The organism is Bradyrhizobium sp. Arg816, assembly GCF_029989365.1.
GTDB lineage: Bacteria > Pseudomonadota > Alphaproteobacteria > Rhizobiales > Xanthobacteraceae > Bradyrhizobium.
This window is the reverse complement of the sequence record NZ_JAPRAQ010000046.1, coordinates 1-17,911: the sequence shown is the minus strand read 5'-3', so window position 1 is coordinate 17,911 and position 17,911 is coordinate 1. Positions and strand designations below refer to the sequence as shown.

The following is a 17,911-nucleotide window of genomic DNA, read 5'->3' as shown; positions in this document are numbered from 1 at the left end:
CTCGGTCACGTGTAGGGGGGACGGCGGCTGATCCGGTACACCGAGGCCGGCGGCAGGTTGCGATAGGTCTGCCCGATGCAGCTTGCCTGCAGGTCGAGACGATCGAGGATCGCATCGGGCACGGGGCAGCGCGGGCCGTAGGTGATCTGGTAGAACGCGCCGTTCGGACGGAGATAGGCAAACGCGCCGCCAAGGATCGCGAGCACTTTCTCCGGCGGCATCGTGAGCAGCCCGAGCCCAGAGACGACGGCGCCGACCGGCGCGCCCTCGAACAGCTTTTCCCTCACCAGCCAGGCTGCATCCATCCACAGCACGCGCGCACCGGGGAAGCGTTGCTGCAACAGCGGGATGAAATCGGAGCCGTATTCGACCAGCGTCAGATCCTGTTGGCTGATGCCGCGACGGAGCAGTTCGCGGGTGAATACGCCGGTGCCGGGACCGAGTTCGATGACGGGACCGGTGTCGGCGGTGATCTCCTGCGCCATCAGCGCTGACACGGCGGGCCCTGACGGCGCGACGGCGGCAACGCGCAGCGGATTGCGGACCCAGGCGCGGAAGAACGGCAGGATGTCAGCAGCCGACATGCCGGCTCTCCCTCGCGATGTAGACGGTCTCGCGGGTCGGGTTCAGCAACAAGGCCATTCAAATGTCTTTCCGCTTGCCTGTGCCCGCCATCGAAAGCGGAGGGCACTCGCTAGTGAGCCATGTCCGGCGCGGCAACATGATCAAGCCGGGCCCGACGATGACTTCAGTGTCATGCGAAGCTTGCGAGAATCTGTCGCGAATGCGCTTCCCTTGGAAAATCATCCGCGACGTTTCGCCTGCCAGAGGCCGCAAGGTTGCCGCAATGAATTGGGCATAAAACCGGCAGAGATGACGATGGGCGCGAAGGAAAGACTTCTCGATGCGGGTGCTGTTGGTAGAAGACGAGCCGGAGATGGTCACGGCGCTGCGCGCGGCGCTCGCGCGTCACAACATGCTCGTCGATCACGCGCCGGATCTGTCCGAAGCCGAGGTAATCGCCGCGGAGGGCAATTACGATGCGATCGTACTTGATCGCCAGCTGCCGGATGGCGATGGCCTGTCGTTGATTCCGAAGTTGCGCGAGAGCGGTAATGCCGTGCCGGTGCTGGTTCTCACCGCCCGCGGCGAACTTGCAGACCGCGTCCTGGGCCTCGACAAGGGCGCGGACGATTATCTCGGCAAGCCCTTTGCGTTCGAGGAATTGCTGGCACGGCTGCGGGCGCTGTTGCGCCGCCCCGCCAATGTACAGAGCGAGGTCGCGCGGATCGGCCGCCTGTCGTTCGACTCCGGTCATCGCGAGGCGAGCGTCGACGGCCAGACGCTCGAGATGCCGCGTCGCGAATTGCTGCTGCTAGAGGCGCTCGCGCATCGGATGGGACGTATGGTGCAGCGCTCCGCGCTGATGGAGGCGGTTTACGGTCTCGACGACGCGGTTCAGCCCAACGCGCTCGACACCCATGTCTCGCGCTTGCGCCGCAGACTCGCTGACGCCGACGCCGGCGTGACGATCAACGGCGTCCGCGGCCTCGGCTATGTCTTGCGGGAGACCACGTGAGCGCGCTGCGGCCGCGGTCCCTGACCTGGCGCCTGGTTGGGCGCCTCGCGAGCTTGCAGGCGATCATGCTGACGCTGCTGATCCTGTTGATCGGGCTCGCCGCGATCGTGCTGTTGCGGACCGGGCTGCTACTCGACGACTATGAAGGCAGCACCCTGGATGCGCTGAGGGACGCGATCGCGCGCGACGCCGCGGGCGGATTGTCGCTGCACCAAACGCCCGAATTGTCGGTCATTCGATCCGAGCACCCCGACCTCTGGTTCGTCATCCGCGACGCCGAGGGCCATCAGCTTTCCGAAGGCACGGTGCCGCCGCAATTCGCGCCGATCGCATCCGCCCTCGATCACGTGAGCGAGGCCCGGCTCAGATGGAATGCGGCGGAAGCCTCGCCGCCGTCGGGGCTCGCCAAATGGGTCGATACCGCGGCCGGACGGATCCAGATCCTGACCGGAACATACGGCCAGCTGTCGATGTGGCGGGCGTTGGCGGGGACTCCGTTCCTGTTCCTGAATGTCATTCTGCCGATCATCGTGCTGATGACGCTGGCGACGCTGGTGGCGACGCCGTTCGTGGTTCGCCGGACCATGAAAGGGGCTCGGGCAAGCGGCGGCGCAGGCCGAGCGGATCGACATCGACCAGCGCGGCGTGCAGTTGCCGCTCGACGAGGTGCCGATCGAGATTGCCCCGCTGGTCAAGGCCATCAACGACGCGCTCGGCCGCCTCGACAAGGGTTATGAGCGCCATCGGCGCTTCCTCGCCGATGCCGCGCATGAGCTGCGGACCCCGATCGCAATTCTTTCGACACGGGTGTCTTCGCTTGCGGCCGGACCGGAGAAGACGCTGCTGCTCGAGGATACCACCCGCCTCAGCGTCATGGCCGGCCAGCTTCTGGATCTGCAACGCCTCGACCAGGGAACAGACGCGTTCGCCGCCGTCGATCTCATCGGCGTCGCCCGGCGGGTCGTCCTCGACCTGGCGCCGCTCGCCTTCGCCGCCGGCTATGAAATGTCTTTCGAACACGAAGACGAGGCGGTCGTCGTAACAGGCGATCAGACCGCGCTCGAACGTGCGCTCACCAATCTGGTGCAGAACGCCATTGACCACGGACGGCGGCGCGGCACGATCCTGGTTCGGGTGACGAATGACGGCCGGATCGAGGTCTGCGACGACGGCGATGGCATCCCGCCCGAGGAGCGCGAACACATCTTCGAACCGTTCCATCGGCTGCATCAGGGCGGCCGCGGCGCCGGCCTCGGCCTCGATCTGGTACAGTCCATCATGCGCCTGCACGGCGGGCACATCGAGGCCGATCAGGCGCCCTCCGGCGGCGCCTGCATGCGCATGGTGTTTCCGGGGGGGCAGACCGCCCAGGGCGCGCGCGGGCTCCGGACGCCGCCAACGCCAAATATGCAGCATTGACGATTAAAATTCCGCTGATTGTGGCAAGGGAACGCCGAAGGCCGGCGGCCAGTCCTTCAGCGACGCCGTTGGCCCGGGATCAAGCAGACAAGAAAGTGAAGGCCCGCATATGCGAGCCAAGTTTCAAGGGTTATAGCTCCAATCACGGCAGTGTCGACAAGGCGATCGATCGCGCGCTGGAAGCGCTGCGTGCCGCGACGCCGGATCACCATGGAGGAATCGAGTAACGTTGCATGAAACTGGACCGGCTCCATCGCCCGGTCCGTGACCCGCCTCATCCGTCCCGGCGGTTAGACCGGGACGGTGAGTGAGTTATGACAGAAGTGGTTGCGGGGACGAGCAACCACCGATACCGATATTCGGTCCAGGTTGCAATTTGACTGACGCCACCACCTCGCGCTGAAGCAAAAGCTGGCGGTCAAGGCGTCAATTAAAGCGCGAGCCACGCCAGTCGATTAGACGATTAGGCTCGTAAAGAAGGGCTTGGTTATCTCGACGACCGAGGGTTCTCTCTCATCAGGAGTGGCGGCGGTGACAAACTCGCTTTTGCAGTTAAAGCAGCGCCAAAGATCATGGATTTCTTGGGCATTGACGCGCTCACGCCACTCTAGATGGACCAACCCAGAACCACATTGAGGGCATTTTTCTGGATCGGGCGTCGAGAAGATTGATGCCATGTGGAACCTCCCTCGTTTTCGACGCAGCGTACGACTGTCCGGGCACCTTGGAATTGATCCACAACAAACAATTTGCCCATTTGTCATCGCCGGGCGGCTTCCAGGTCCGGGACCGTCGAGTGCTGGCACGCGCCCTCCACAATCGGGCCTTGCCAGTTGGTACACAAAGGGCGGCGATGTGGCGCATGTCGAATACGGAAGCTGTGATCTTCATGGGTTGGAACGCCCAGAGCCCGCATAGGGTTAGATAGATTGCGCACCATCGCGGCGGCCTGACCGCACGCTGGATTGGAGGCAGCACATGAAAATCGTGGACGAAGACGGCGAGATCATCGCAACAGCATCCGATGACCATACTTTAATCGGCGGCCACCACCGCCTCGCAGTGGCGGCCAGCCTCGGTAAAAGACTGTTCTGGCGAGATACCGGCGAACCAGTGAAGCTTGATAACTTCTTCAAGCATTATGGAAGTTCTCTTCGACATACAGCCTGAGCCGCTCGCCGAGCGTACGTTGTTCGGTGCATCGCAACAACGCCAACGAGGATTTTTGCCATCGCGCATTCCTGGTTTAATTTTATGCGGTCCTGTATACAAAGGCGGCGCGCGATGTGGCGCAAGTGCGACAATCGATCACTCCGACTTGCCGAATATCTCCAGCCAACCAAGGCGTCACATCATATGCCGAAGGTGTCTTACAAGGCGCCTGCTGCGACTTGGGGCAACGGCGAGGTGATGGTCGAGCTAGGAGTTAGCAAGGACCAGTGGGATCACATTGCTCGCGGAGATCGTGTCGAATTTAAAGGGCGCGGATACTGGTATGAGGGCGACTGGTTTCAAGATATTTGGGATTTCAATTGTCCGCATGGCGAATGGATCATCTGGTACGGTCAGCCAAACGATGGCGACTTTTCAGGTCAAGGGTACAACGGGCCGATAAGCAGCGTCGTGGTCGAGGGACGCTGACCGGACCCCATAGTTGGCAACGCCTCACACTCGCTTGCTTTGCTGCTTGAGCGCCCACAGCCGGCAGGCTCCACATCTCGCACCAGCCTTTGTCTGCGAGATGGTACGGTCTGCCGCAGACAAAGAAGGGTCGTTACCGGCTCAGAATTTGGAACGATGTTGGCCCCCCAAATTGGGCGCGTTAGATTTTTGTGAACTCTCGGTGCACACATCGTGCATACGCACTGTTTCAACTATTGAAACAATCAAACTCTCGCTCCGATCCATGATTGGGAAGTTCGAGCTAGATTCAGCTAGCGGGAGCTATTCAGCTCCAACATCTACACCCCAACGTCCCTTTTTGCGCTACGAGTGGATCCTCCGATCCGGTCCTTTTTGTTGAATCTTACTTCTCATTGCCTCGATCCAGGTTTTCTCGGCAGCCACACTACCTTGGCGGCGCGGACGCCACTATTCGATCGATCGAGCCGACGAGAAACGGCTCCCTTGCATGGACGAGCCTAAGCGGGGCGGAGTCGATAGGACTTCGATTGCAGCAAAAAATGAGCCGCGCGGAAATCAGACGCCCCAACGCAGAGCTGCGGTCTGCACCGGGGCATCCCATAATGTCGTGGCTTTGCGATCGAGCACCGATACGGTGATCGAGACACCGGCCATGTCGAGGGATGTGACGTAGGAACCGGTCAGGAAGCGCGTCACGGTGATCCCCGCGCGATCCAGAGTCCGCTTTGCGGCATTGACCATCAGATAGAGTTCGATCAGAGGCGTCGCACCAAATCCGTTAATGAGAAGCAGCACTTCACTGCCCTTGCTCGGCGCAAGATCCTTCAGGATCGCGTCGAGCACCTCGGCGGCGATCGCATCGGCGGAAGCCAACGGTACCCTGCGCCGGCCAGGCTCGCCATGAATGCCGACGCCCATTTCCATTTCATCGTCGGCCAACGTGAAATTTGGCCGTCCGGCGGCCGGCACAGTGCATGGCAATAGAGCTACCCCCATCGAGCGCGTACGCCGGTTGACTTCATCGCCGAGCGCCTTGAGCGCGGCAAGCGGCATTCCGGTCTCCGCAGCGGCGCCGACCATTTTTTCCACGATCAACGTTCCAGCGACACCGCGACGACCGGTCGTGTAGGTCGATTTTTCGACCGCCACGTCGTCGTTCGTCACCACGCTTGCGACTTCTCGGCCGGCCATCTCGGCTGCCATGTTGAAATTCATCACATCGCCTTCATAGTTTTTGACGATGAACAGCACACCTGCGCCGGTGTCGACGGCCTCCGCAGCCTCGATCATCTGATCTGGCGTCGGCGAGGTGAAGACCTGGCCGGGGCAAGCCGCGTCGAGCATGCCCAGGCCGACAAAGCCCGCATGCAGCGGCTCATGTCCCGAGCCGCCTCCCGAAATCAGCGCGACCTTGCCCGGTTTCAACGTGCGACGGCGCACAAATTTTCGCTCGGCGCCGAGAAGCAGGATATCCGCGTGCGCTGCGGCGAGGCCGTCAAGACTTTCTTCGAGTACAGTATCGGCGCTGTTGATCAGCTTTTTCATGAGCGTTCTCCCAGTCCGGTCTAAAGTTCGATTCAATGGCTAACCGACGCTTTCCGCAAAGCGCGCGAGCTGCGCGGCTAAATCGACGATGAGCTGCTCGAGCGCACGATTCTTCTTGTCGTCACCAAGTTCAGGAACGGTCACCGTAATGACACGCGTGCGCGCTTCGCGGTGGGGTGCGCGCAGTCTTCCGGGGTGCGCGCGGCCATACGCATCGAGAAATGCCGCACGCTCGGCGCTGGACAGATGGCAGACGTCGAAGATGACCGCGACATGCTTCGCCGGGATCGGCACCAGATAAGCCGGATTCGTGATTTGACTCACGAACGAACGATTCTTGCCCAGCGCCGCCGCAAGCTTCAGGCGCGTCCCCGAGGGCCGATTGTCGAGTACCTTTCGCAGGATTATTTTGTATTCTGCGACATTCTTGTCACCGGGCGTGTCCTTGCCGACATCGTCCTTCATGAACTCACCTTTGCGATTGCGGCCTTGAGCCGTGCGACGGCAATCGGCGACACAGAGAGAGTTGTCAATCCGGTCGCGAGCAGCGCCGCCGTGAGGTGAGTGTTGGCCGCGGCGTCGCCACAGAGCGAAACCTCGACGCCACGCTTTAGCCCGGCCTCGACGGTCGCGGCTATCAATGCCAGCACAGCCGGATTGCTGGTATCATTGAGGTCAGCGACTGCGCCGATGTCGCGCGCCGCCGCCATGGTGTACTGGGTTAGATCGTTCGAACCGATGGAATAGAATGCAGCGCCAAAATCCGCTGCACAGAGCGCCGCCGCTGGCACCTCGACCATAATGCCGAGCGGCGGTCGAGCGCAGGCAACTCCTTTCGCTTGGAGGGCTGTGAACTCCGCGTCAAGTATTTCGTTCGCGCGGTCCAATTCCGACGGGACCGCAACCATGGGCAACATCACTTTCAGCGTGCCATGGACAGCCGCACGGCAGAGCGCGCGGAGCTGCATGCGAAACACCTCCGGCCGCGCGAGCGAGAGGCGGATACCGCGGAGGCCGAGAAACGGATTGCTCTCACCTTCGACCGTCAAACCGGGAACCTGCTTGTCTCCGCCTGCATCCAAGGTCCGGATCGTCACCGGCTTGTCTTGGGCCCAGACGAGAATGTCTCGATAGACCCTGTATTGCGTTTCCTCGTCCGGCAGGCCGTGGGCCGCCTCGAACAGGAATTCCGTGCGTACAAGGCCGATGCCGTCGCAAATTGCGGAATCAAGGTTTGCAAGGTCTTCAGGCCCGGCGACATTGAGCAGAACCGCTATCCGCCGACCATTGGCGACGAAGGCAGGCGCAAGGCTGGTCGCCTCGGCGACAGCCAGTTCGGCCTTCGCAGCCGCCATACGCAGCTCAAAGAGACGGATGGTCTCCGGCTCCGGATCGAAGATGACCCTTCCGGCGTCGCCGTCTACCAGCGCCAAGACTGGTGGCTGTCCATGCCACGACAACGGACCTAATCCAACGACCATCGGCGCCCCGCGCGCACGCGCCAACATGGCGACATGCGAGGAAGGTGAGCCACTGGCCAGCGCGATCGCGCCGCCTTGCGACCAGTCAGTCGCAAGAAAGGTCGAAGGCGTGATATCTTCAGCCGCAACAATCGATCCGCCCGCGATTCCGGCGACAACATCCACACCGCCCAGATGCGCAAGCACGCGATCGCGGATGTCAACGATATCAACGGCCCGGGCACGGAAATATTCATCTTCAGCCGCGCGATAGCCGGCGATCTCTAGGTCGAGTGCCCGGCGCCAGGCATGGTCGGCAGCGATCCCGATCGCGATAAGTTCATATGCCGTATCTGTTAGTGCATCGTCCTCCAACATGGCGGCCTGGAACTCCAGAATGTCTGCCGCCTCACTCTGAATCGTCTTGATCTGTTCGGCGAGTTGCGCCCTCGCCCGCCCAATCGCCGCCCGCAGCGCTGCAGCCTCCTGCTCCGGATCCTCGCTCGCCATTCGCCCGGCCACGGCCGCAGTCAGCACGGCGACCGGCCCGAACGCGAGGCCCGGCGATGCGGCACGGCCGATAAGTTGGATCTCTGCCACTGCCGTTAAGCCTCACCAAAACCGTCATGCACAAGCGCAAGCATGGCAGCAAGCGCCACCTCTCCGTCCGGTCCGGCGACCCGGAAATGCAGCGTCGCCCCCTGCGGAGCTTTTACACGCATCACCTTCACCGGGCTCTTGGCATCCGTCCAAGGCCCGTCTCCAGAGAGGGCGAGTTCGATCTTTGCGGCAAACCTCTTCGCACACTGCGTGAGCTTGACCGACGGCCGCGCATGAAGTCCGACCTTGTTGACGAGAACCGCCGAGGCGGTCAGCGGCACCGACGTCTCACCTGCCCGGCTGGCGTGGGCATCATGCATAGAATTCCTCCGCGCTACGCTTGACGGCTGCGAGCGATGAGCCACCCGAGGATTCCGTCGCTGCAATCACCGCTCCTTCGACCACCGGGGCATTGCAGACGACGACGCGCGCCCTTCGATCTTCAGCCAACATTTCCACCGCCATCTCGGAATTTGTCTCCGCACCGCCGAGATCAACGAGCACAGCCACACCTGCTGCGGACCACGCCGCCTCGATCGCCTCCAGGATTCCAGCAACATTCGTGCCGAGCCCTCCATCGACATCGCCGCCGGTCCAGGCGAGCGGCACCGCATTGCCCACCATCTGACGCACCATATCTGCCGCGCCTTCCGCAATCTTGGGCGAATGTGAAACGATGACGATTCCGACATTGCCGCGATCTGGACTGCTCATAACCTTACCTCGAATTCCAATACTTTAGCCGCAGCGCCGATCAACAGGGACACTGAGCGCGAACCTGGGTCCATGTGACCAATCGAACGTTCGCCGAGAAAAGAGGCCCTGCCGCGAATAGCGAGCATCGGCGTGGTGCGATCGGCCGCCTGCGCTGCCTCCATCGCAATCGCCCGCGCATCGCCGCCCGCGGCCAATACCGCTTGCACCGGCACCAGCACGTCGAGCAAGGTCTTCTGTCCTGCTTCTGAGCGTCCGCGTGCCTTCACGGCGTTGATCGCCAGATCCGCGGCCGCGACGAACTCTGCACGTGTTGGCTGCTCTGGAAGCGCCTTGCCCAACTCCATGAAGTAGGTGCCAACCAGCGGCCCAGAGGCTCCGCCAACCTTCATGACCAGCGTCATTCCGATCGACTTCAGCATTTCTGGCAGAGACTTGTCCGCAAGGCCGGGCAACGTCGCGAGCACGGCCTCGAAGCCGCGTTTCATGTTCAGCCCATGATCGCCGTCACCGATCGCCTGGTCGAGGCTGGTCAGTTCGTCGGCGTGCTGGATCACCGCTTCCGCGAGCGCCCGCACCAGATTCTCCCTAGAGGCCCGATCGAGACTCATGCTGCGACCCTCCTGCCGGTCGCGTCGAAGAACAGCGGCTTGTTGAGGCGTAGTGACACCACGTCGCCGACATCTAACGTGGTCTCAGACTCCGCCAACGTCACAACGGGTTGACCACCGAGATCTAGGTGCAAATGACTCTGGTCGCCGAGATGCTCGACCCGCGTGACGGTTGCCGACACGTCTCCGCCATTGCGTGTGATAGCCAGGTGCTCGGTACGCGCCCCGATGGTCTTGGCGGTCGACGGAGCGCCCGCGAATAGACCGGCCGGCAGCAGGTTGATCATCGGCTGGCCGAGCCGGGCAGCGACATAGGCGTTGACCGGGTTCTCGTAAATCTCGCGCGGCGTGCCGATCTGCATCAGCCGCCCGGCCTCCATCACGCCGATGCGCGATGCCATGGTCATAGCCTCGGTTTGGTCGTGGGTGACGTAGAGGATCGTCGCGCCGAGATCGATCTGGATGCGCTTAAGCTCCAGGCGCATTTCACCGCGCAGCTTGGCATCGAGCGAAGAAAGCGGCTCGTCCATCAGGTAGATCGAGGGCGAGCGCACCAGAGCGCGGCCAATCGCAACGCGCTGCATCTGCCCGCCCGACAACTGGGTCGCCTTGCTGTGGAGCTTGGCCTCGATATGAAGAAGACGCGCGACCTGTTCGACCCTAGCGCGAATTTCGGCCTCCGGCAGGCGCCGAGTCGGCGCGCGTAGCGCAAAGGCCATGTTCTCGAACACGGTCAGATGCGGGTACAACGAATATTGCTGGAATACGAAGGCGACGTCGCGATCCGCCGGCGCATCACTGGTCACATCCCGTCCGTCGATGCGGACCGAACCGCTGTCGGGCGCCTCTAATCCGGCAACGAGACGCAGCGTCGTTGTCTTGCCGGCGCCGGTCGGCCCCAGCAACGCAACGAATTCGCCATCTCCAATGGTGAGGGACAGATCGACGACGGCTTGCGTCTTGCCAAACGCCTTGGAGACCGCCCCGATCTCGACTTCAGCCATGCTTGCCTCCCTCGTGCAATGCGGTGCGTATTGCCCGTCCCGACCCCTGGTCGAAGAGCGACAACGTATCGGGCCGAAAATCGAGCCCGACATTCATCCCAATCCGAAAGGGCATGCTGGCGGGCGAGCGGGCCTTGAGGGCGCCGTAAGGCGTCGTCACCGTCACGATCTGCGTTGTGCCGAGATATTCCGACCCATAGATCTCGCCCCGCACCATGCCGCTATCGGAAAAACGCACATGCTCGGGTCTGACGCCCAGGACAAGGTCGCTCTCCACCAGAGCCTCGCGTGCGGTGGGTATCGCAACGTCGCGATCCCCGAGCCGGATCGCCTGCGCCCCGGCTTGCAGGCTGCCGCGAAACGGCAGGAAATTCATCGCTGGAGAACCGATAAAGTCCGCGACGAAGAGCGAAACAGGCCGGTCATAAATGTCGCGCGGACTCGCAATCTGCTCGACCACGCCGTTGTTCATCACCGCAATCAGGTCCGCCATTGCCATGGCCTCCAGTTGATCATGCGTGACGTAAACGGTGGTCGCGCCAAGCCGGTCATGCAGCGCGCGCAATTCCTGAATCATCGCCTCGCGCATCTCGGTATCGAGCGCTCCGAGTGGCTCATCCATCAGGAAGCACTTCGGCTTGCGGACGATCGCCCGCCCAAGCGCGACGCGCTGACGGTCGCCGCCGGTGAGGGTCGAAACCGACCGATCAAGGAGGTGGGAGATGCGCAGGATCCGAGCGGCCTCCACCACGCGCCGGTCGCACTCCACGGCTCCGATCCCCTCGCATTTGAGCGGAAAGCCGATATTGCGCCGGACATTCATGTGCGGATAGAGCGCGAATAGCTGGAAGACGAAGGCGATATCTCGCGCGGAGGCACGGTTCATCGTCACGTCCTCACCGTCGAGCCTGATCGTGCCGGATGTCGGCAATTCCAGTCCTGCAATCATCCGCAGCGTTGTCGTTTTGCCGCAGCCGGACGGCCCAAGCAGACAAAGGAACTGGCCGTCATCCACCGTAAAGCTCGCGCCCTTGACTGCGTGAAACTCTCCAAAGGATTTGTTGAGCGCTTCAACCCTGATCTGTGCCATCGAGCGCTACTCCCGGACCTTCGAGACGATCGTGAACATCACCGTCCCAAAGAGAGTGACCGCGAAAGACCAGGAATAAAGCGTCAGAAAAAACGGCTGCATCAGCATGACCACGCCTGCGGCAATGATCGCCGTCGCGATGGCCTCCAGCGGACCGCGCCGCAACATTCTGCTCGTCAGGCTGACGTGCGGCGTTGACGTGTTCACATCGAGGTTCATTTGCGAACGGCCCCAAAGGTAATCCCGCGCAGAAGATGCTTGCGAAGCAGCACCGTGAACACGACGATCGGCACAAGAAAGATCGTCGTGCCGGCGGCTACGGCCGGCCAATCCTGGCCGCCTTCGCCAATGATGATCGGAATGAATGGGGGCGCGGTCTGAGCGTTGCCAGAGGTCAGAAGCACAGCAAAGGCGTATTCGTTCCACGCAAAAATCAGGCAGAAGATCGCCGTGGCCGCGATCCCCGTCGTCGCCTGCGGTAGAACCACCTTCACGAACGCCTGAAAGCGCGTATAGCCATCGATCATTGCCGCTTCTTCGTATTCGCGCGGGATTTCGTCGATGAAGCCCTTGAGTAGCCAGACAGCGAGCGAGACGTTCACCGAAGTGTAGAGCAGGATCATCCCGAGACGGGTGTCCGATAGCCCGACGGTCCGGTACATCAGGTAGATCGGGATCGCGACCGCGATTGGCGGCATCATTCTGGTCGACAGAATGAAGAACAGGAGGTCGTCCTTGAGAGGCACGCGGAAGCGCGAAAAACCATAAGCCGAGAGCGTACCGAGCGCGACGGCAAGCACCGTCGAGCCAAAGGCGATGATCAGCGAGTTGATGAAGCGCGGCACGTAGTTCGACGGCCCAGCGACAACCATGTTGCGGCTGCGCGCGATGTTGTCACAAAGCCCCTGCGGCGGCCCCAGCGTCTGGATAAACTCCTGAGTCTGACGCGAGCGTGTTGTGAAGACATTGCAATAGCCTTCAAGGGAAGGCTTGAAGAGGACCTTCGGCGGATAGGAGATCGCATCGTCAGGCGACTTGAACGAGGTGAGCACGATCCATATCAGCGGAACCATCGTTATGATGGCATAGAGTATGACGAGCAGACCGGCAAAGCGGCGAGTGCCGGTCGACGGTTCGACGACTGAGTGGGCTGCATTTGAGGCGCTCATCTGCTTTTCACCCGGTTCAGCGCCTTGACGTAGATGTTGGCAAGGCCAAACACTGTCACGAACAGAATGATCGCGAAGGCCGAGGAATAGCCGGTTCGCCAACTCTCAAAGGCTGCGCGCTTCAGTGTGATCGAAGCGACCTCAGTGGTCGAGCCCGGCCCTCCTCCGGTCAGGAGGTTGACCATGTCGAACATCTTGAAATTCTCGATCCCGCGAAAGAGCACCGCGAGCATGATGAACGGCAGAGCCATCGGCAGCGTGATCGACCAGAACTGCCGCCAATTCGACGCGCGGTCGACCTCCGCTGCCTCATAAATGTAATCCGGGATCGACCGCAACCCCGCCAGGCAAATCAGCATCACGTAAGGCGTCCACATCCAGGCGTCGACGATGACGATGGCCCACGGGCTGAGGGTCACGTCTCCCAGCATCTGGAACGACGAAGCGCCGCGCCCCGTGAAGAAGGCGACCACGTAGTTGAACAGCCCGATCTGCGGCTGATAGAGGAAAGTCCAGAAATTGCCGACAACCGCTGGTGAGAGCATCATCGGCAACAGAATGATCGTGGTCCACAGGCCATGGCCACGGAATTTCTTGTCGATCAGGAACGCAAGGCCGAATCCGAGCACAGTCTCGATCAGCACGGTCCAAACCACGAAATGCGCTGTGACCTGCATTGCCGCCCAGATATCCGGATCGGTCAGGATCGACTGGTACCAATCGGTCCCCAGCCATAGCGTCGGCGCGTTCGGCCGATTGGCGCGGTAGTTGGTAAATGACAGGTAGATCGTCCATACCAGCGGGAAGATATTGATCGCCAGCAGCAGCACGATCGTCGGTGTGATGAAGAGCCATGCGAGCGCCTGGTCCGAAAGGCCGCGGATACGACGTATCACGCCTGGTCGGATCGGGACGGCGCGGTAGGTGATCTGCGACGAAGTGCTCAAATCGTTCATGGCCCTGGTCAATCCTGGCGTCGCGATTGTCGACTATGCGACGCCTGCGGGTTCTACCGAAGAGAGCCTGGAGCGCGCTCGGCGTGCGCTCCAGGCGTTTGCCCTAGAACTTCTTGCCTTCTTCCTTGAAGATCGCCTTCCAGTCCTTTACCAAGCCATCGAGCGCTTCCTGCGCGGTGCCCTTGTCCGCCACCACGTAGTCATGCACGCGCTTCTGTTCGGCTTGCAGGAGTTGGGCATAGGAGGGCTCGGCCCAGAAGTCGACGACCATTCCCATCGACTTCAAAAACTCGCCGGCAAACGGCGCGCTGTTCGGGAAGCCCGGATCGTTCAACACTGACTTGGCGCAGGAATAGCCGCCCAGCGCCCACCACTTCTTCTGCACATCTCCACCGGAGAACCATTTGATATATTGCAGCGCCTCGGCCTGGTTCTTGGAATAAGAAACGACCGAGATGCCCTGCCCGCCGAGCTGCGTCGCCTGGGTCGCGGGGCCGGCGGGATTGCTGAAGAAGCCGATCTTGTCCCCACCGACGTTCGGATCTTTGTAGAGGCCCGGGAAGAAGGCGAAGAAGTTCATCTGCAGCGCGACTTGCCCCGACTTGAACGCATCAAGCCCTTCGGACATGTAGGAGTTGGATGCGCCGGGGGGCGTACAGCACTTGTAGAGCTCCTTGTAGGCCTCGAGCCCCTTCACGGCGCCGGGCGAGTTGACGAACCCGTCCATTGAATACGGCTTCTTCGGATCCTGATACTGGAAGCCGTAATCATAGAGGTAGTTCGACACGCCCATGGTGATGCCTTCCGAGCCCCGCTCGGTATAGATCGAAGCGCCATAGACCTTCTTGCCGTCGATCTCGCGGCCCTGGAAGAATTTTGCGATGTCGCGCAGTTCATCGAGCGTCTTCGGCACGGCGAGATCGCGGCCGTACTTGGCCTTGAAATCCGCCTGGATCTCAGGCCGCGCAAACCAGTCTTTGCGATAGGTCCAGCCCACCGCGTCACCCATGGCGGGCAGCGCCCAATAGTTCGGGCTGTTCTTCGGCCACTCGGAATAGCCGACCACTGTCGCCGGCATGTAGTCGTCCATGCTGATTCCTTCCTTTGTGAAGAAATCGTTGAGCTTGACGTACTGACCGTTCTCGGCGGCGCCCCCGATCCATTGCGAATCCCCGATGATGAGATCGCACAGCGAGCCATGCGAATTGAGCTCGTTCAGGAAGCGGTCGGCATAGTTGGTCCACGGCACGAACTCGAACTTCATGCCGACGCCGGTCTTGGCGGTGAAATCCTTCGACAGTTCGACCAGGGCGTTGGCAGGATCCCACGCGGCCCAGCACAGCGTGATGGTCTTGGCCTGCGCATGCGCAGGAGTAGTCCCCACTCCGACACCGAGCGCGGATGCGAGAACTCCGAACGTAGTAAGAAGCGCCTTTACTGTCTGTTTCATAACGCTTTCCCTCCCAGTGGGGCCGGCCATCGACATGGCGCGACTCTCCAACCCGCTCGAATGCTTCGAGCAGAGCGATACAGTCCTTCACGGGCTGAACGACTAAACGGACGTTTCCTCGCGCCTGCCTGGATTCTTAGGGATTCAGCCAAGCTCGATTTGTTTAGTGAAACACTATATACTAAACATTGCAAGCACGCTCTTAAGTCTCTCGGTCTTGGTGCCCTCGCGAAATTGAGGCAGCAACCATGCGCTCAACCGGTACTGGCTAACCAAAACGGCAGCATCGACGAAAGCGCGCTCGAAAGTCTGCTGGGTCGTTTGATCGCGGCGGACGTAGACTCGATCGGACTTCTTGGAAGCACAGGATCCTACGTCTTTTTCACGCGCGAGGAACGTCGGCGGGCGATCGAAATAGCCACGCGGAAAGTGGAGGAGCGCGCGCCTTTGTTGGTCGGCATCGGCGCGCTGCGGACGGACGAGGCGGTAAAACTGGCGCAAGACGCCCGACTTGCCGGCGCCACCGCTGGCCTGCTCGCAGCGGTTTCATACACACCTCTCATGGACGACGAAGTCTTCACGCATTTTGAGACGGTGGCGCGACTGGGAAAGCTGCCGCTATGCATCACGACAACCCGGGCACGACGCATTTTCGGTTCACGCCTGGGCCGATCGGTCGGCTTAGCCGGATCGAGGGCGTCGTCGCCGTCAAGAGTCCGGCTCCGGACAAAGACGGCGTGACCGATCACATTCGCAGTCTGCGCGATGTTGTGGGAGAGCACCTATCCCTTGGTTATAGCGTTGACTGGCACTGCACGGACGCGCTCTTGGCCGGTGGAGAGACATGGTACAGCGTTCTTGGGTATATTTCCTAAACCGTGCCTGGCCATCGTGCGAGCCGCCCAGCGCGGTGATGCCGCGACGGCCCGACGCCTGAACAACTAGCTTCAACCGATTTGGGACCTGTTCCGACGCTTCACCAGCCTCCGAGTCGTATATTCGATGTTCAACGGGCTCGGATTTGCGAAAGCAGTCCCGCAATTGCCGATCCAACCGCTTGGAGAAGAGGCGCAAAGGAATGTTGCGGCCGTGGTACGGGATCTGAATCTCTCCTGACTCGGTCATCGAAGACTGCAGCAGTGCAAGTTGTCCAAATTGACAGTCAGGCGGCTTCCTACTTAGACGCGGGTAAGCGAGCCGGAGTGACGTCATGGAGTACCGAGACGAGCTTCAGAAGTTGCAACATCAGCTCGAGCTGGCCGATCGCGCGATCCCATTGATCTGCGACGCCGCCACCGTGGAGCGACTCCAGCGATTTGCCAAGAGCATCAGGAACCGGCTCGACGAATTGGAAGCTACCGCTCTGCGCGAGCAGACCAGCCATCGCGCCTTTGAGCTCTGGCGCGAATCCGGTCGGCCGGACGGGCGCGATCTGGAGTTTTGGCTGCGAGCAGAGAGCGAACAGGCTGGCAAAAGCGGCGCTTCATGCGAACCAAACGGTATAAATGAGACGCGGGCGGAGGGGCCTGAACGGTGCGTGCTCCGCGATCAAAATGCAGTTGAGACGATCCGGAACCGCGGGCGCGCGGACGGCTTGAATTGGCGGTCCAGTTTTCCCGCCGATCGCTGGCCTGCACTGCCCTTGCCACTATCCCCTGAAGCCCCCCAAGGCGAAGCCGTGCTTTGTCGGGAGGTCCACATGACCCAAGTCTACAAGGACGATATCCGCGCACGCGCCTACAAGCTATGGGAGGGGGCCGGCAAGCCCGACGGACAGATGGATGAATTTTGGCATGAGGCAGAACGCCAGCTCAAAGAGGAGCAGGTAAGGCACGTATTGAAGACGCCCGACGCGCTCTGAACGTCACTCAAACCTCCGCGCCAGCGGACCTCTTCCGCTTATGGTTTGCAGTCCCACTTGCGCGCTGGCTGGACGTAGGATTGCTCCGATCCCGCATGCGTGGCAGCGTGCTCTCAAAATGCAGCTCTACGAGGCCTTGCGAAAAGATGTCGAGGTCCGCCACGCGCGCAGCCAGCCGCTTGGTGCGGTCGGCCCAATCCCGGCCGTTGGTCGCCAGAATGGCCATGTCGCGCTTCTGCGCACCAGCGCGCGGATGACCCGCCCGAAGGGAGCCTGAACGTTCGGGAAAAACTGGAAACTTTACGGGGCAAGTTGAGTTGCCAGTGATTGGATCCGAGTCGCCGGAGCGTGAGAATGGTGGACGAGGTTACGGTCAGAAGGGCCGCAGACACGGCGTGGTCGATCTTCAGGGCGACGCGTCCCGGCGTTGATGCATCAGACAGCCGCCGCTGCCTGCTCGAGCGTCACCTACAACGGAGAGGGGAAGAGCGAGTAAGCGATTCCGAAGAACTCGCAGGCTTCGGACTTGCCTATCTGCACCGGCTTCCCGCGGACGAATGCTGACGCGCATGATGATGTTCGTCGCGCGGATGGCTCGCGGAAGCACAAGACCCAGTTGGACCCTGCTGGCCATCTCGTCTCTCATTTCGGCGACCGTCGTGCTGGCGCTGCGATGCGCGTTGGGGGATTAGGCGCCGATGCGCATCGCCCAGCTCGCCCCCTTGGCCGAAAGCGTCCCTCCAAAGCTTTATGGCGGCACAGAGCGGGTGATCGCCTGGCTGGTGGACGAACTGGTCGAGCTCGGACAC

The 17,911-nt window shown here is 61.4% G+C and carries 20 protein-coding genes and 2 pseudogenes; 8 read left to right on the top strand and 14 right to left on the bottom strand.

Annotated elements, in window-relative coordinates; all coding sequences use genetic code 11:
* Positions 1 to 5 precede the first annotated feature (5 nt).
* Positions 6 to 584 (bottom strand): class I SAM-dependent methyltransferase, encoded by a 579-nt coding sequence (locus OWC48_RS44705; RefSeq protein ID WP_282525738.1) that lies wholly within the window; start codon positions 582 to 584, stop codon positions 6 to 8.
* A 320-nt stretch (positions 585 to 904) separates the two neighbouring features.
* Between OWC48_RS44705 and OWC48_RS44700 the strand changes: the two genes are divergently transcribed.
* From OWC48_RS44700 to OWC48_RS44690, 3 genes and pseudogenes are all read left to right on the top strand, one after another.
* Complete coding sequence (locus OWC48_RS44700) at positions 905 to 1,579, top strand: response regulator transcription factor (RefSeq protein ID WP_282525737.1); 675 nt, start codon at positions 905 to 907, stop codon at positions 1,577 to 1,579.
* A 5-nt stretch (positions 1,580 to 1,584) separates the two neighbouring features.
* Positions 1,585 to 2,998 (top strand): annotated as a pseudogene (locus OWC48_RS47620) (sensor histidine kinase).
* The gene (locus OWC48_RS44690; protein ID WP_282525736.1) at positions 2,995 to 3,225 is read left to right on the top strand and encodes a hypothetical protein; all 231 of its coding nucleotides are present in this window, start codon (positions 2,995 to 2,997) and stop codon (positions 3,223 to 3,225) included. Before OWC48_RS47620 ends, OWC48_RS44690 begins: the two are co-directional and overlap by 4 nt.
* Before the next feature lie 228 nt (positions 3,226 to 3,453).
* On the opposite strand, the gene OWC48_RS44685 is transcribed toward OWC48_RS44690, so the two are convergent.
* Complete coding sequence (locus OWC48_RS44685; RefSeq protein ID WP_282525735.1) at positions 3,454 to 3,675, bottom strand: hypothetical protein; 222 nt, start codon at positions 3,673 to 3,675, stop codon at positions 3,454 to 3,456.
* A 301-nt stretch (positions 3,676 to 3,976) separates the two neighbouring features.
* Between OWC48_RS44685 and OWC48_RS44680 the strand changes: the two genes are divergently transcribed.
* Both OWC48_RS44680 and OWC48_RS44675 read left to right on the top strand, forming a co-directional pair.
* Positions 3,977 to 4,168, top strand: coding sequence for a hypothetical protein (locus tag OWC48_RS44680; protein ID WP_028150075.1), 192 nt, complete (start codon positions 3,977 to 3,979; stop codon positions 4,166 to 4,168).
* A 186-nt stretch (positions 4,169 to 4,354) separates the two neighbouring features.
* Positions 4,355 to 4,639: a hypothetical protein gene (locus OWC48_RS44675; protein WP_282525734.1), complete on the top strand. Its 285-nt coding sequence runs from the start codon at positions 4,355 to 4,357 to the stop codon at positions 4,637 to 4,639.
* A gap of 558 nt (positions 4,640 to 5,197) precedes the next feature.
* Here OWC48_RS44675 and dhaK read toward each other — a convergent pair.
* From dhaK to OWC48_RS44615, 12 genes are all read right to left on the bottom strand, one after another.
* Positions 5,198 to 6,187, bottom strand: a complete 990-nt coding sequence (gene dhaK, locus OWC48_RS44670; protein ID WP_282525733.1) for a dihydroxyacetone kinase subunit DhaK — start codon at positions 6,185 to 6,187, stop codon at positions 5,198 to 5,200.
* A 39-nt stretch (positions 6,188 to 6,226) separates the two neighbouring features.
* Positions 6,227 to 6,652: a hypothetical protein gene (locus OWC48_RS44665; RefSeq protein ID WP_028160804.1), complete on the bottom strand. Its 426-nt coding sequence runs from the start codon at positions 6,650 to 6,652 to the stop codon at positions 6,227 to 6,229.
* Positions 6,649 to 8,247, bottom strand: a complete 1,599-nt coding sequence (ptsP, locus tag OWC48_RS44660; protein WP_282525732.1) for a phosphoenolpyruvate--protein phosphotransferase — start codon at positions 8,245 to 8,247, stop codon at positions 6,649 to 6,651. Before ptsP ends, OWC48_RS44665 begins: the two co-directional genes overlap by 4 nt.
* 5 nt (positions 8,248 to 8,252) lie before the next feature.
* Positions 8,253 to 8,567, bottom strand: coding sequence for an HPr family phosphocarrier protein (locus tag OWC48_RS44655; protein ID WP_028150081.1), 315 nt, complete (start codon positions 8,565 to 8,567; stop codon positions 8,253 to 8,255).
* Positions 8,560 to 8,961: a dihydroxyacetone kinase phosphoryl donor subunit DhaM gene (dhaM, locus tag OWC48_RS44650; RefSeq protein WP_282525731.1), complete on the bottom strand. Its 402-nt coding sequence runs from the start codon at positions 8,959 to 8,961 to the stop codon at positions 8,560 to 8,562. Before dhaM ends, OWC48_RS44655 begins: the two co-directional genes overlap by 8 nt.
* Complete coding sequence (gene dhaL / locus OWC48_RS44645) at positions 8,958 to 9,572, bottom strand: dihydroxyacetone kinase subunit DhaL (protein ID WP_282525730.1); 615 nt, start codon at positions 9,570 to 9,572, stop codon at positions 8,958 to 8,960. Before dhaL ends, dhaM begins: the two co-directional genes overlap by 4 nt.
* Positions 9,569 to 10,576, bottom strand: coding sequence for an ABC transporter ATP-binding protein (locus OWC48_RS44640; protein WP_282525729.1), 1,008 nt, complete (start codon positions 10,574 to 10,576; stop codon positions 9,569 to 9,571). Before OWC48_RS44640 ends, dhaL begins: the two co-directional genes overlap by 4 nt.
* On the bottom strand, positions 10,569 to 11,666 hold the full coding sequence (locus OWC48_RS44635) for an ABC transporter ATP-binding protein (RefSeq protein WP_282525728.1): 1,098 nt from the start codon (positions 11,664 to 11,666) through the stop codon (positions 10,569 to 10,571). The genes OWC48_RS44640 and OWC48_RS44635 overlap by 8 nt, the downstream gene beginning before the upstream one ends.
* Positions 11,667 to 11,672: 6 nt before the next feature.
* Entirely contained in the window at positions 11,673 to 11,885 is a 213-nt protein-coding gene (locus OWC48_RS44630) for a hypothetical protein (protein ID WP_282525727.1), read from the bottom strand.
* The gene (locus OWC48_RS44625; RefSeq protein ID WP_028150087.1) at positions 11,882 to 12,835 is read right to left on the bottom strand and encodes a carbohydrate ABC transporter permease; all 954 of its coding nucleotides are present in this window, start codon (positions 12,833 to 12,835) and stop codon (positions 11,882 to 11,884) included. The genes OWC48_RS44630 and OWC48_RS44625 overlap by 4 nt, the downstream gene beginning before the upstream one ends.
* Positions 12,832 to 13,791 carry a carbohydrate ABC transporter permease gene (locus OWC48_RS44620; RefSeq protein ID WP_014492573.1) on the bottom strand — a complete coding sequence of 320 codons (960 nt, stop codon included), beginning with the start codon at positions 13,789 to 13,791 and terminating at the stop codon, positions 12,832 to 12,834. Before OWC48_RS44620 ends, OWC48_RS44625 begins: the two co-directional genes overlap by 4 nt.
* Before the next feature lie 103 nt (positions 13,792 to 13,894).
* Positions 13,895 to 15,241 carry an ABC transporter substrate-binding protein gene (locus OWC48_RS44615; RefSeq protein ID WP_282525726.1) on the bottom strand — a complete coding sequence of 449 codons (1,347 nt, stop codon included), beginning with the start codon at positions 15,239 to 15,241 and terminating at the stop codon, positions 13,895 to 13,897.
* A gap of 234 nt (positions 15,242 to 15,475) precedes the next feature.
* Here OWC48_RS44615 and OWC48_RS47015 point away from each other — a divergent pair, with 234 nt between their 5' ends.
* The 3 genes and pseudogenes from OWC48_RS47015 to OWC48_RS44600 form a co-directional block, all read left to right on the top strand.
* The gene (locus OWC48_RS47015) at positions 15,476 to 15,982 is read left to right on the top strand and encodes a dihydrodipicolinate synthase family protein (RefSeq protein WP_306664756.1); all 507 of its coding nucleotides are present in this window, start codon (positions 15,476 to 15,478) and stop codon (positions 15,980 to 15,982) included.
* A 469-nt stretch (positions 15,983 to 16,451) separates the two neighbouring features.
* Complete coding sequence (locus OWC48_RS44605) at positions 16,452 to 17,102, top strand: DUF2934 domain-containing protein (RefSeq protein WP_282525725.1); 651 nt, start codon at positions 16,452 to 16,454, stop codon at positions 17,100 to 17,102.
* Positions 17,103 to 17,800: 698 nt separating this feature from the next.
* Positions 17,801 to 17,911 (top strand): annotated as a pseudogene (locus tag OWC48_RS44600) (glycosyltransferase family 4 protein); the annotation flags it as partial.